The following is an 11,885-nucleotide window of genomic DNA, read 5'->3' as shown; positions in this document are numbered from 1 at the left end:
GGGGGGCACCTGCGCCAGGAGTGCGTCGAGGGGGGTCGGGGTCTTCATCGCCGCTCCGCATACACCAACACGCAGTTGGATGCAGCGCCCGTGGCCGGGTAGAACGGCCCTCCGTCATGCGCCTTCCGCCCCTGAACGTCCTGTTGACCGCCTCCGTCCTCCTGGGGACTTCCAGCGCCTGCATCGTGGAGGCCCCCGGCGGGGCCAGCGACCAGGAGCGCCGCGCGGCCACCGTCACCCAGGTGCCCCCTCTGTCCATCCGCAGCGGCGCCAACCTGGGCGGCAAGGTGGAGGTGGTGGGCGCGTCCGTGCAGCCGGGCCGCATCCCCGCGGGGGACCAGGCCCGCGTCACCGTCTTCTTCAAGGTGCTCCAGCCGATTGAGGAGGACTACCTCGTCTTCGTGCACGTGGAGGACGCGGACGGGCGCATGGAGCGCGTCAACGTGGACCACAAGCCCGCGGGCGGCCTGTACCCCACGACGCAGTGGAAGGTGGGCGAGACGGTGAAGGACGAGTTCGTCATCGCCCTGCCGCAGGGCGCGTCGCCGCGCGCGGTCAACGTGTGGATGGGGCTCTGGGAGCCCCGCAACGACAGCCGTCTGCCCATCACCAACCCGGAGGCGGTGCGCAACGACGGCCGGGGGCGCCTGCTGCTGGGGCAGGTCCCCGTGGCCAGGTAACAGGGAAAAAAACCGGAGCGGCCCTGTAAGCCGGGTTCTGTCCCCACCCCTTTCGGGATGGGCGGCGAACATTCATCTAGGGCCCTGGTTGCCCAGGGGCCTCATCAGCGAGCAACCCGAACGCATGGGACGGGCCATCCCTGTCCCCTTTCGGGGACGCGCTCCTATTGGCTCTTGCTCCAGGTGGGGTTTACCGTGCCGTCCGAGTCACCCCGGACGCGGTGCGCTCTTACCGCACCGTTTCACCCTTACCCGCCCCCTTGCGGGAACGGGCGGTCTGTTTTCTGTGGCACTTTCCTGCGAGTCGCCTCGACTGGCCGTTAGCCAGCACCCTGCCCTCTGGAGCCCGGACTTTCCTCCCGCCATCCATGCCTGCGATGGCCGGCGTTCACCCGGACCGCTCCGGCACTCCGGGGGATACAACAGCCAGCCCGGGCGGGTCCACCTTCTGGATGGGGCGCTGTCGTGCGTCCGCCATCGCGGGCCCCAGCGGGTAGGCGTCCGGGGGCCTGTCGGGTTTCCGCGCGCCTGAGCGTCCCGAAGTCCCGCGAGCGGCCTTCGCGGAAGGGAGGGGCGGCATGGAAGCGGTCATCTTCACGGGCATCCAGGGGGCGGGGAAGAGCAGCTTCTACCGGGAGCGCTTCTTCACCACGCACGTCCGCCTGAGCCTGGACATGCTCAAGACGCGGCACCGGGAGAAGGTACTGCTGCGCGCGTGCCTGGAAGCGAAGCAGCCCTTCGTGGTGGACAACACCAACCCCACGGTGGCGGAGCGCTCCCGCTACATCGCGGCCGCGAAGCAGTTCGGCTTCCGCGTGGTGGGGCTCTACTTCCAGTCAAAGGTCGCGGACGCGCTGCTGCGGAATGATCAGCGCCCGGCGGAGCAGCGGGTGCCGCTGGTGGGCGTGCTCGGGACGTACAAGCGCTTGCAGGTGCCCAGTCCCGAGGAGGGCTTCGACGCACTGTTCTTCGTCCGGCTGGGACCGGACGGTTTCACCGTGGAGGAGTGGAAACGTGAAGTTCGATGAGCTGGACGAGAAGATGCGCGTGTTCGAGACCGCGCACGACCTGTGCGTGCTGCCCGGCGTGTTCATGGTGGCGCGCATCGATGGGCGCGGCTTCACGCGGCTCACGAAGGAGGTGCACGCCTTCGAGAGCCCCTTCGACGTGCGCTTCCGGGACCTGATGGTCGCGACGACCGGACACCTGATGGAGTGCGGCTTCCGGGTCGTCTACGGCTACACGCAGAGCGACGAAATCTCGCTGCTCTTCCACCCGGACGAGGACACCTTCGGGCGCAAGACGCGCAAGCTCAACTCCATCCTCGCGGGGGAGGCGAGCGCGAAGTTCTCACTGCTCCTGGGGGACCTGGGCACCTTCGACTGCCGCATCTGCGAGCTGCCGAACGCGGGGCTCGTGCGCGACTACTTCCGCTGGCGCAGCGAGGACGCGGTCCGGAACGCGCTGAACGCGCACTGCTACTGGAGCCTGCGCCGCGAAGGGAAGAACGTGGCGGAGGCCACGGCCATGCTCATGCGCCTGTCGGTGGCGGAGAAGAACGAGCTGCTCTTCCAGCGGGGCGTGAACTTCAACGACGTGCCGAACTGGCAGAAGCGCGGGACGGGGCTCTACCGGGAGACGTACGCAAAGGAGGCCCGCGACCCGAGGACGGGGGAGACGGTCCTCGCGGAGCGCCGCCGCCTCAAGGTGGACTACGAGCTGCCGATGAAGGACGCGTACGACGCCTTCATCCTGTCGTTGCTGGAGGGCGTGGCGCGATGAGCGTGGACCTGGACCGCCTGATGCGTCAGTACCGGGAATGCGCCCGGCACGTCTGGAACACGTACTTCCAGCCGCTGCCGGAGGGGTGGCACGAGTTCATCAACGTGGAGCACTCGCTCTTCCACGGGCTCGTCCTGGTCCAGGCGGGGATGGAGAGCATCCGGCCGGATGGCTCGGGCCTCGTGGAGGCCATCCGGGTCCGTCCCTGCTTTCCGCCCGTGGGACACCTGGAGGTGTTCCACGCGAAGACGCCCACGCCGGAGGTCCGGGAGGCGCAGTGGCAGGAGGGGCGCTTGAGCCCTGGTGCGTTGGACCTCCGTTTTCTGGGCTTCTTCGACTGGGCGAGCCTGGACGACCCCCAGGACTACCGCTTCGTCCGGGCGCGGGTCTTCTCCACGGAGCAGCCTGAGCTGGAAGGGTGTGACGTCCTGTTGGAGTACCCGGCCGTGACGTTCGAACATGTTTCCGGATGACCTGAGCGACGCGGCGTCGGAGGGAAGCGGCACTCGGGGTGTCATGGAGCCAGTCCTTCCCTCCGGGTCCGTATGTTCTGGAGGGCGCTGGCCCACGGGGGCATGAGCCACTGTCCTACCCGGGGCGGGGGATTGCGCGTGTTCGCCCGGGTGCCGCAGGATTCGCGCTCACGCGCCCGGATGCCTTCGCGGCACGGCGCGGCGGTTTCGAGGGGGGGCACATGGTCATGTTTGGTTCGAGGCTCTACGGCAAGGTCGATGAGATACCTGGCCTGGGCTACGTGGCGACGAAGTTCGGTCACATCAACTTCGTGCCGCTCATCCCGCTGGAGGGCTGGCTCGTCGTGGCCGAGGAGGGCAATGGCTGGCGAGGGCAGGCCATCTCCATGAGCGGCAAGTCCGTGCTCGTGGCGTGGGCGCGCTTCCTGTTCATCGTCGCGGGGCTTGGCTCGCTGCTCTTCGGCTTCCTGGCCTTCACGAATCTCGAGTCGTCGAACGCCATCCTTCTGGGCCTGCTCGGACTGGCCTGCATCGGCGGCCTCATCGCTTCGTACAAGTGGAGGTGGGTGACCCACGCGTCGCCGGAGCGCGCGCTGGAGATCGCCCAGGAGGCGGGGATCAGCCTGGAGGGAATCGCGCAGCTGCGCCGCCTGTACGCCGCCCCGGAAGCCGCCACCGCCGCCGCGCCCGCGCAGCCGTGGACGCCGCCGGAGTCCTAGTCCGCCGTTCGCGCTCCTTCGCCGAAAGGCCTTGGGTTCTCCTCGCATGAGTCACGTCGTTGGCATCGATCTAGGCACCACGCACTCCCTGGTGGCCGCGCTCGACAGCGCGGGCCGTCCCAACCTTTTGACCAACCGGCTGGGGCAGCGCCTCACGCCGTCGGTGGTGGGGCTGGACGCGGAGGGGCGGCTCCACGTGGGCGAGTCCGCGCGAGCGCAGCTGCTCGTGCATCCGGAGCGCACCATCGCGGAGGTGAAGCGGCGCATGGGCCGCGACCTGCCGGTGACGCTGGGTGACCGGCGCTACAGCCCCACGGAGATCTCCGCGCTCATCCTGCGTGCGCTGCGCGAGGACGCGGAGCGGGCGCTGGGCGGCACGGTGACGGAAGCCGTGGTCACGGTGCCCGCCTACTTCAGCGATGCGCAGCGCCAGGCGACCAAGGATGCGGGGGAGTTGGCGGGGCTCAAGGTGGAGCGGCTGCTCAACGAGCCCACCGCCGCAGCGCTCGCGTACGGCGTGAACCACCTGGACGCCGAGCAGTACGTGCTGGTGTACGACCTGGGCGGCGGCACGTTCGACGTGTCGGTGCTGGAGATGTTCCAGGGCGTGCTGGACGTGAAGGCCTCCGCGGGCAACAACCAGCTGGGAGGCAGCGACTTCGACCATGCGCTGGCCGCGTGGCTGGGCGCGGAGTTCGAGCGCGCCCACGGTGTATCGCTGGCCGGGAACCTGGCGGCGCAGGTGCGGCTCAAGGCCGCGGCGGAGGCCGCGAAGATCGCGCTCACGTCCGTGGAGGCCACGCCGGTCATCGTGCCGTTCCTCGCGCCGGGCCGGGGTGGCACGCCCGCGTCGCTGGAGGTGGAGGTGACGCGCGCGAGGTTCGACGCGCTGATCACCGACCTGGTGCGCTCCACGCTGGAGCCGATGGAGAGCGCGCTGAAGGACGCGAAGCTGTCAAAGAAGTCCATCGCGGAGGTGGTGTTGGTGGGCGGCAGCTCGCGCGTGCCGCTGGTGCGCCGGCTGGTCGCAGAATACTTCGGGCGAGAGCCCCGCGACGGCGTGCACCCCGACGAGGCGGTGGCGCTGGGCGCCGCGCTGCAGGCGGGGCTGAAGACGGGCGCGGTGAGCGCCGCGCACGGCATCATGATCACCGACGTGTGTCCCTTCACGCTGGGCGTGGAGGTGCAGGCGTCGGTGGGGCGCGAGCGTGTGGGCGGGGTCTTCTCGCCGCTCATCCCGCGCAACACGACGGTGCCGGTGTCGCGCACGGAGACCTTCGCCACGACGGCGGACGGGCAGCGCGCGGTGGAGATCCGCGTGTTCCAGGGCGAGGCGCGGCTGGTGAAGGACAACCTGCTGCTGGACGCGTACACGGTGGAGGGCGTGCCGCCCGGGCGCGCGGGGACGGAGAAGGTCGCGGTCACGTTCACGTACGACATCAACGGCATCCTCGACGTGACGACGCGGGTGGTCTCCACGGGCAAGGAGGCTACGCTGGTGGTGGACAAACGCTCGCAGCGCCCGGGGCCGGAGCAGCGGCTGGAGGCGAAGGAGCGGCTGGCGCGCGAATGGGGCGCGGCCCCTGTACCGGCGACGCCCGTGCCCGTGCCCGCGTCTCCGGATGCCGACGCGGACGCCTTGTTGAACGCGGCGACCGAACGGATCGCGACCGCACCGGCACATGTGCGTCCCCGGCTGGAGTCGCTGTGCAATGCCTTGCGCGAGGCCCGCGCGAAGGGCGACCGGGGCGCCGCTGCCCGTCTGGACGCCGAGCTGACCGACCTGCTGTTCGACCTGGGTTGAGAGAGCGCGTGCTACTGACCGAGCTCAAGCGTGCGGTGGTGCTGCGTCCGTCCGAGCCCTCCGCGCGGTTGGCATTGGCCGAAGCGCTCTTCCAGGAGCGCGACTTCCGCGGTGCCGCGGAGCATGCGCGCAAGGCATTGGACCTGGGCGGAGGTGGGCCCGCGCGCCGCCTTTTGTGTGGAGCCCTGGCGCGCGACGGCAAGCGGACGGAAGCGCTGAAGATGTTGGAGACAGCCGTTCGCGAAACCCCTCGCGATGCGTCCCTGCGCGCGGAGTTGATCTCCTTCCTGGAAGAGGAGCGGCCGGACGACGCGCTCGTGCATGCGTTCGAGGCCACCGAAGCCGCGCCCGGTGAACTGGAGGCGTGGCGCGCCATCATCCGTCTGTGCGAGCGCACGAACCGGCCTGCTGAAGCCATGCCCGCGCTCAGGCGCGCCCGTCTCCTCGCACCGGAGGACCCGCGCCTCGCGGAGTCTGTGCTCGGGGCTCGCGCGGCGCTCGGACTTCCGGCCAGCACCGCCATGCTGGACGCGCCTCCCCTGGAGCAGGCCGCGCAGGCCCTCAAGTTGCCCACAGCGCGTGCCGCGCTCTCCGAGGCGAAGCTCGACGCCGCCGTCGAAGCGCTCTCCCGGGGCTCGCTCGCGGAGGTGAAGCGGCAGCTCGTCATCGCACCCGCGGCGGCCCGGACCAGCGCCGCCGCGGCCCTGCTGCGCGCGGAGTTGCTGTGGCTGGAGGGCCGTCCCGCCGCCCAGGTGGAAGAGGCCCGTCGCGCCGCGCTCGACATGGCGGGGGCACCGGGGGCCGCGGCGCTGCGAATGGGGGACCTGCGGCTCGAAGCCGGTGCGCTGGACGAGGCGCGAGAGTTCTATGTCCGCGCGGCAGCCAACGGAGAGTCCCTGGCCGCGACGGGCCGCGAGGCTGAAGTCGCCCACCGTCGCCGTCAGCTGGCGCGTGACCTGCCCTTGGTCGGACGCGTGGGCGTGCTCGGTTGGCATCCGGGAGGCGGGCATGTCTCGCCGCTGGAGGCCATCGCGGTGCCCGGGCGCGGCGTGCTGCGGTGCAGTGGCCACGTGGGGCCTGAAGGGCAGGAGGCCGCGGACGTGGCCTTCAGCGTGGTGCGTGCCCGCGCTCCCGCGCTGAGCCTGGGAACGCTCACGACCCGTTACGACCTGCACCTGCACTACACCGACACGGAGGTCGGCAAGGACGGCCTGTCGTCCGGGCTCGCGCTCTCGCTGGCGGGCCTCTCCGCATACACGCAGCGCCCGTTGCCCGCGCGGCTGGCCGTGACGGGCGAACTGACGCTGAACGGTGAAGTGCGGCGCGTGGGCGGCGTGCACGAGAAGTTGGTGGCCGCGTACCTCGAAGGCATGCGCGTGGTGCTGCATCCGCGCCGCAACCTGGACGACGTGGCGGCGTTGCCGCCCGAAGTGTCCGGACGCCTGCGATTGATCGCGGTGGACAGCTTGGATGAGGCGTGGCGGCTCGTGAACGCGGCCGTGAACACGCCAGGACTGGAGCGACGGTGAACAACGAGACCCGCCAGAACCCCTACGAGGTGCTGGGCGTCGAAAAGGACGCGGAAGCCCGCGCCATCAAGAAGGCGTACTTCGAGCGCGTCCGGCAGAACCCGCCGGAGACGCATCCGGAGGAGTTCCGGCGCCTGCGCGAAGCGTACGAGCTGCTCTCCGACCCCGAGGCACGCCAGGCCTTCGACGCCAGCGCCGCGCAACAGGCGGACGGCCCGGAGGCGGCGAAGAACGCCGCCCTCCAGGAGGCCATCAACCTGTTCGAGGCAGGTGACAAGGTCGGGGGCCGCAGGCTCCTCACCGAGCTGCTCAACGAACAGCCGGACCTCCACGACGCGCGGATCCTGCTGGGCCGTCACTTCCTCTACGAGGGCGACGCCAAGGAGGCACTGGCGGAGTTCGAAGCCCTGCTCGCGCGAGCGCCGGACCACTGGCAGGGGCACCTGCAACGGGGCTGGGCGTTGCTCCGGCTGGAGCAGATGAAGGAAGCCGCGGATGCCTTCTGGCGCGCGGGCAAGCATGGCCCGTCGGAAGTGGGCCCGCGCGTGGCGCTGGCGGACTGCCTGGAGGCGATGGGGCAGGTGGCGGACTCGCTCAAGGTGCTCGAAGAGGCGCAGTCACTGCCCGGCATCTCGCGGATGGACGTGCTCGCCCTCAAGGTGCGGCGCATCGCGACGATGCTGGAGTTCGGCCAGGACGCCAACGCGGAGAAGGAGCTGGAGCGGCTGGACGCCGAGCTGCCGGAGAACGCCGACCCCGAGCTGCGCCGCTGGACCGGAGGCCAGCTCTCCTCGGCCGCGGCGCATCTGTTCTCCCAGCGGAAGTCCAAGGGCGCGAACCAGTTGCTCGCGTTCGGCCGGCGCTTCAACCCGGAGAGCGCCACCGAGGTCGCGTATCCCACGCGCGTCATCCTGGACGTGGACGCGCTGCCGCCGGTCACCCGCGAATGGCTGCACGCGGAGGCCGAGCGGACCGACGGCTGGCGCGCCGTGATGACCTGGGTGATGCCGGCCATCCTCACGTTGGCCGCCGCCGCCGGCACGGCCTTCCTCCTGGGCTTCATCTACTTCGGCATCTCCGAGCGCGATGTCTCGGATTGGATTTGGTGCGCGATCTTCGCGGCCGTCTTCTGCGGCGTCACCTGGGCCCTGGCGCGCAGGCTCCTGAGGGTGATGGCGAGCCCGTATGGGCGCTTCAACACCGTCCATCCCCTGCACCTCATCCAGGTGGCCATCGACCGCATCACCGTGTGGCCGCTCGTGCACCTGCAAGACCTTCAGCTGGTGAACCGCCACGTCAACGGCGCCTACCAGTTCACGGCCATCGAGATGCGCTTCAATGACAAGCGCATGACCCTGCCGGTGCACGGCAAGGAGAAGGCGGAGGCGCTGGCGCAGGAGCTGATTGCCCGGCGGCGCCGCGTCCTGGAGTTGCTGGGCCGGGGCATGCTGGACGCGGAGAGTGGGGTGGAGCACCTGCCTCCAGAGCTGCTGGCGCGCGCGGACAAGAAGGGCCGCGTGCGAGCGGAGAGCGCACGCTCACCCTGGCCCGGCGTGTTCGCCGCCGCGGGCGTGGGCGTGCTGCTGGTGGCCGGGGCCGTGTGGCCGCAGCGGCAGACCGCGGCGGCACATGCCTGGACGCGAGTCGCATCCCAAGGGGACCTGTCCTCCATGCTCGAGTACCTCCGCGAGCGCCCCGACCCCCGCTTCGCCCCGAAGCTCCAGGCGCGGGTGGACGCGGAGCTGGACAAGGCGCGTGCACGGCTCGAGGCGCGGTTGGACCCAGGCAGCGCCGCGGCGCCGTCCCGCGCGTTCTTCGCGCACCTGCTCGATGCCGTCTCGCGCAGCCACAGCCGCCGCGTCACCGTGCAGTGGGAGGCGCCTGAGGGGAAGCGGACGTCGTCCCGGGAGGACCCTTCGGAGCTGCTCGTGGGCGCATGGCAGCGGACGGTGGATGAAGCGCTGGGACGCGGCGTGCTCGTGGTGGACGGAGGTCGGGGGCTGCCCGTGGACGGCCCGCCCTTGCTCTCCCTGCTCGTGAAGGAGGGGGGCCCGGGTGGCTCGCCGTCCCAGCGCGTCTGGTCGGTGAAGCACGAAGGCCTGGACGTGCCGGTGCCGCCGTTGGAACTCGTGGCCGACGCGGCGGATCCGCGCGCCTCCGAGGTCCTCTTTCGTGGGTGGGTGGACCGCTGGCACCTGCCCGGCGCTGGAAATCGCCGCCCGCTGTTGCTGACCGCTTCGACGCTCGTGCAGGAGGCCCGGCCGTGAGTGCACCTTCGACTTCTCCCCTCCGGGGCTGGCTGTTGCTGGGCGGCATCGGTGTCTGCGCGCTCGGCATCGGGGCCGCGACCCGGACCCTCAACACCGATGCGAAGGTGCTCTTCGTCAACGGGTTGGACGTGCCGGTCACGGTCACGGCGGGCTCCGCGCACTTCACGCTCGGGGCGAACTCTCACAACAGGCGGCAGCTGCCCGTTGGCCCGTTGGAGGTGGACATCCAGGGGAAGCAGGGCCGGCTGGCGCAAGAGACGGTGTTCGTGACGGGCGAGGAAGGCCTCTTCGTCTACAACGTGCTGGGCGCCGCGCCGCTCTACAAGACGACGGTCACCTACTCGGTGAACCAGCCCTCCTCACAGTCGGACGCCACGCCCGTGGTGCTGGCGGGCTCGTCCTTCCGGCACGTGGGGCGTATCGACTACATGCTCACCGAGCCGCCAGAGCGCATCACCATGCGCAAGGAGGACGGCAGGTCCACCATGCGCACCCATCTGGGGCGGGCGAAGGGGGGATGGAAGTCGAGCTACGGCTGGCTGATGGCCCTCCACCGCACGGCTGATGCGGCCCGCCTCACGGAGAGCATCAGGAAGGCCCTGCCGGAGACCCCGGAGGTGGAGTACGCGGCCAACGCCGCGAAGCTCGTGGCCGCGCGAGAGGAAGGACTCCTCGCGTCGCTCGCCGCCTCGCGAGCCCATCTCGACGCGAATCCCGAGGACATGGACGTGCAGCGGATGTGGATGCACGACATGCGCCGCGCCGGGCGCATTGACGACGTCCGGGCTCATTACCAGGCCGCGGTGGAGCGCGAGCCCGGCTCGCTGCTCCTGGGCATCCTGCTCGCGCGCCTGGAGCCGGAGCCCGCGGGGACGGAGCGGCTGAAGGCGCTGATGCGCGACCATGCCGGGGAGCTGCTCCCCCGTCGGGCATTGGCGGTGCGCCACACGCGTCAGCAGCGTTGGGCGGAGGCGCTCCCGTTGCTGGAGGCGATGGAGCAGGGGGACCCCGACTACGCGCGCTACCTGAGCACGCATGCGGAGACGCTGGTGGCCCTGGGCCGCCGCAAGGAGGCGGCGCGCAAGCTGTCGGAGCATCTGCTGCAACCCAAGGACAAGGAGGACCGGCTGGACCTGGACGACGTGCGGCTCTACGCGAAGGTGGTGGGGCACGCGTCGCAGGAAGGTTCAGCGGACGAGGCGATGCGGCAGCTCATCGAGAACGCCCAGAAGGACCGGCCGGAGGGAATCGTGGCCGTGTGGCTCGCGGCCTCGTTGGGGCAGCAGGTGGACGCGGAGAAGCTGCGCGCGGTGCCTCCGGAGTATGGGCTCGCGGGCGCGGCGCGGGTGTTGATGGCGCTCGCCGAAGAGCCCGAGTTCGCCGCGAGGGCCGTCGCCAACGTGGACTTCCTCGGCTTCCGTCAGCTCGACACGGAAACGGGCCTCTTGCTGGCAGCGGAGTTCGAGAGGCTCGGGGACGCAGCGCTCGCGGTGAAGATGCTGGACATCTCCAACGCGGACCTGGGCTACGGCGAGCTGCAGGACGTGCTGAGCGGCAAGCTGCCGATTGAGTCCCTCACGACGCTGGACTGGGGCGAGCGGGCCGCGCTGCACCTGGTGCTCGCGCGCCAACTGGACGCCCGGGGCCAGGACTCCAAGGCGGCCTACGCGCTCGTGAAGAAGGAAGTGCTGCTGCCCGGCGCGGTCAGCATCGCGCTCCAGAACTGGGACCGCCCCAAGCCGTCCAGCGCCGTGGCGGGGGACACGGTGCCCTGACGCGGGCTTCACACCGTGGCGACGGTGAACCCGATGCCCGGCAGTGCCTCGACCCACGACACGGAGGAGAAGCCCGCCTCCGTGAAGAGTTGGAGGAACTCTTCCCCCGTGCGGTGCCGCACGAACCCGGGATCCGCCAGCTCCGAGATGGGGCGGGCCAGCTTGACGAACCACTCAGGCCCCCCGTCCGCCACGAAGACCTTCCCGTGAGGCGCCAGCACCTGGCGGAAGGCGCGTGCCGCAGCCAGGCCATCCGGGTAGTGGTGGAATGACAGACAACAAAAGACGGCATCGAAGGCGCCCGTGAACTCCTCGGGTGGCTGCGCGACGTCTGCCTGGAAGAAGGCCATGTTTCGACAACCGGCAGCGCTCGCGGCGCGGTGCGCAGCCTCCACCATGCCCCGTGACAGGTCCGCGGCCACCACCTCTCCATCCGGTACCAGTTTGGACAGACGCAGGGCCGAACCCCCAGGCCCGGCTGAGGGATCCAGGATTCGGGCGTTTGGCGGCAGTGGCTGCATCAACTCCAACACCTCGTCGACGATGGGATCCGAGAAGGGTCGGACCACGGCGTCATAGACAGACGCGACGCGGTCGAACTCACGAACGTCCTCGTAGCCCGCGGGCTCGTTCGCCAATAGCACTGGCTGCGCATGCCTCAGGCTGAGATGCGGGCCGCCGCCTCGGAGTACACCGCGCTGCAGGGGCGGCCCCAGCGTGGAGGCCCGATAGAGGCCCAATCGTCGCAGCGCACGGGCCGGCTCAAAAACATACATCCGCCAGGACAGCAGCGTGAGGGCCAGCGCTTGATCCAACACGTGACGATTGACGGTGTGTTCCTGCATGGCGGATG

The 11,885-nt window shown here is 70.2% G+C and carries 10 protein-coding genes and 1 other RNA gene; 9 read left to right on the top strand and 2 right to left on the bottom strand.

Translation table 11 applies throughout. The features are described 5' to 3' along the window. The first annotated feature begins 116 nt into the window (after nt 1–116). Nucleotides 117–680: a hypothetical protein gene (locus D7V80_RS27455; protein ID WP_120590973.1), complete on the top strand. Its 564-nt coding sequence runs from the start codon at nt 117–119 to the stop codon at nt 678–680. A gap of 10 nt (nt 681–690) precedes the next feature. On the opposite strand, the gene rnpB is transcribed toward D7V80_RS27455, so the two are convergent. Then, an RNA gene (rnpB, locus tag D7V80_RS27450) (RNase P RNA component class A) lies at nt 691–1,084 on the bottom strand. A gap of 174 nt (nt 1,085–1,258) precedes the next feature. Here rnpB and D7V80_RS27445 point away from each other — a divergent pair. The 8 genes from D7V80_RS27445 (at nt 1,259) to D7V80_RS27410 (ending at nt 11,032) form a co-directional block, all read left to right on the top strand. Then, complete coding sequence (locus tag D7V80_RS27445; RefSeq protein WP_120590972.1) at nt 1,259–1,708, top strand: AAA family ATPase; 450 nt, start codon at nt 1,259–1,261, stop codon at nt 1,706–1,708. Then, nucleotides 1,695–2,462 (top strand): tRNA(His) guanylyltransferase Thg1 family protein, encoded by a 768-nt coding sequence (locus D7V80_RS27440; protein ID WP_120590971.1) that lies wholly within the window; start codon nt 1,695–1,697, stop codon nt 2,460–2,462. Before D7V80_RS27445 ends, D7V80_RS27440 begins: the two co-directional genes overlap by 14 nt. Next, nucleotides 2,459–2,935, top strand: coding sequence for a hypothetical protein (locus tag D7V80_RS27435; RefSeq protein WP_120590970.1), 477 nt, complete (start codon nt 2,459–2,461; stop codon nt 2,933–2,935). The genes D7V80_RS27440 and D7V80_RS27435 overlap by 4 nt, the downstream gene beginning before the upstream one ends. Before the next feature lie 227 nt (nt 2,936–3,162). Then, on the top strand, nt 3,163–3,654 hold the full coding sequence (locus D7V80_RS27430) for a hypothetical protein (RefSeq protein WP_233585764.1): 492 nt from the start codon (nt 3,163–3,165) through the stop codon (nt 3,652–3,654). A 46-nt stretch (nt 3,655–3,700) separates the two neighbouring features. Continuing rightward, nucleotides 3,701–5,458, top strand: coding sequence for an Hsp70 family protein (locus D7V80_RS27425; RefSeq protein ID WP_120590968.1), 1,758 nt, complete (start codon nt 3,701–3,703; stop codon nt 5,456–5,458). 8 nt (nt 5,459–5,466) lie between these two features. Beyond that, nucleotides 5,467–6,987, top strand: coding sequence for a S16 family serine protease (locus D7V80_RS27420; protein WP_120590967.1), 1,521 nt, complete (start codon nt 5,467–5,469; stop codon nt 6,985–6,987). Continuing rightward, nucleotides 6,984–9,254, top strand: a complete 2,271-nt coding sequence (locus D7V80_RS27415; protein WP_120590966.1) for a DnaJ domain-containing protein — start codon at nt 6,984–6,986, stop codon at nt 9,252–9,254. Before D7V80_RS27420 ends, D7V80_RS27415 begins: the two co-directional genes overlap by 4 nt. After that, nucleotides 9,251–11,032: a lipopolysaccharide assembly protein LapB gene (locus D7V80_RS27410; protein WP_147447228.1), complete on the top strand. Its 1,782-nt coding sequence runs from the start codon at nt 9,251–9,253 to the stop codon at nt 11,030–11,032. The genes D7V80_RS27415 and D7V80_RS27410 overlap by 4 nt, the downstream gene beginning before the upstream one ends. A gap of 8 nt (nt 11,033–11,040) precedes the next feature. Here the strand turns inward: D7V80_RS27410 and D7V80_RS27405 are convergent, their stop codons facing one another. Beyond that, nucleotides 11,041–11,877 carry a class I SAM-dependent methyltransferase gene (locus D7V80_RS27405; RefSeq protein WP_120566381.1) on the bottom strand — a complete coding sequence of 279 codons (837 nt, stop codon included), beginning with the start codon at nt 11,875–11,877 and terminating at the stop codon, nt 11,041–11,043. Nucleotides 11,878–11,885: the final 8 nt, after the last annotated feature.

Source organism: Corallococcus sp. CA054B (assembly GCF_003611625.1).
Lineage (GTDB): Bacteria > Myxococcota > Myxococcia > Myxococcales > Myxococcaceae > Corallococcus > Corallococcus coralloides.
The sequence above is the reverse complement of the archived record's forward strand: the minus strand, read 5'-3'. Positions and strand labels throughout refer to the sequence as shown.

Bases quoted from the DNA above. Each gene is read 5' to 3' on its own strand.
- D7V80_RS27455 (WP_120590973.1), top strand. From the start codon at position 117: ATGCGCCTTCCGCCCCTGAACGTCCTGTTGACCGCCTCCGTCCTCCTG.
- D7V80_RS27445 (WP_120590972.1), top strand. From the start codon at position 1,259: ATGGAAGCGGTCATCTTCACGGGCATCCAGGGGGCGGGGAAGAGCAGC.
- D7V80_RS27435 (WP_120590970.1), top strand. From the start codon at position 2,459: ATGAGCGTGGACCTGGACCGCCTGATGCGTCAGTACCGGGAATGCGCC.
- D7V80_RS27430 (WP_233585764.1), top strand. From the start codon at position 3,163: ATGTTTGGTTCGAGGCTCTACGGCAAGGTCGATGAGATACCTGGCCTG.
- D7V80_RS27425 (WP_120590968.1), top strand. From the start codon at position 3,701: ATGAGTCACGTCGTTGGCATCGATCTAGGCACCACGCACTCCCTGGTG.
- D7V80_RS27405 (WP_120566381.1), bottom strand. From the start codon at position 11,877: ATGCAGGAACACACCGTCAATCGTCACGTGTTGGATCAAGCGCTGGCC.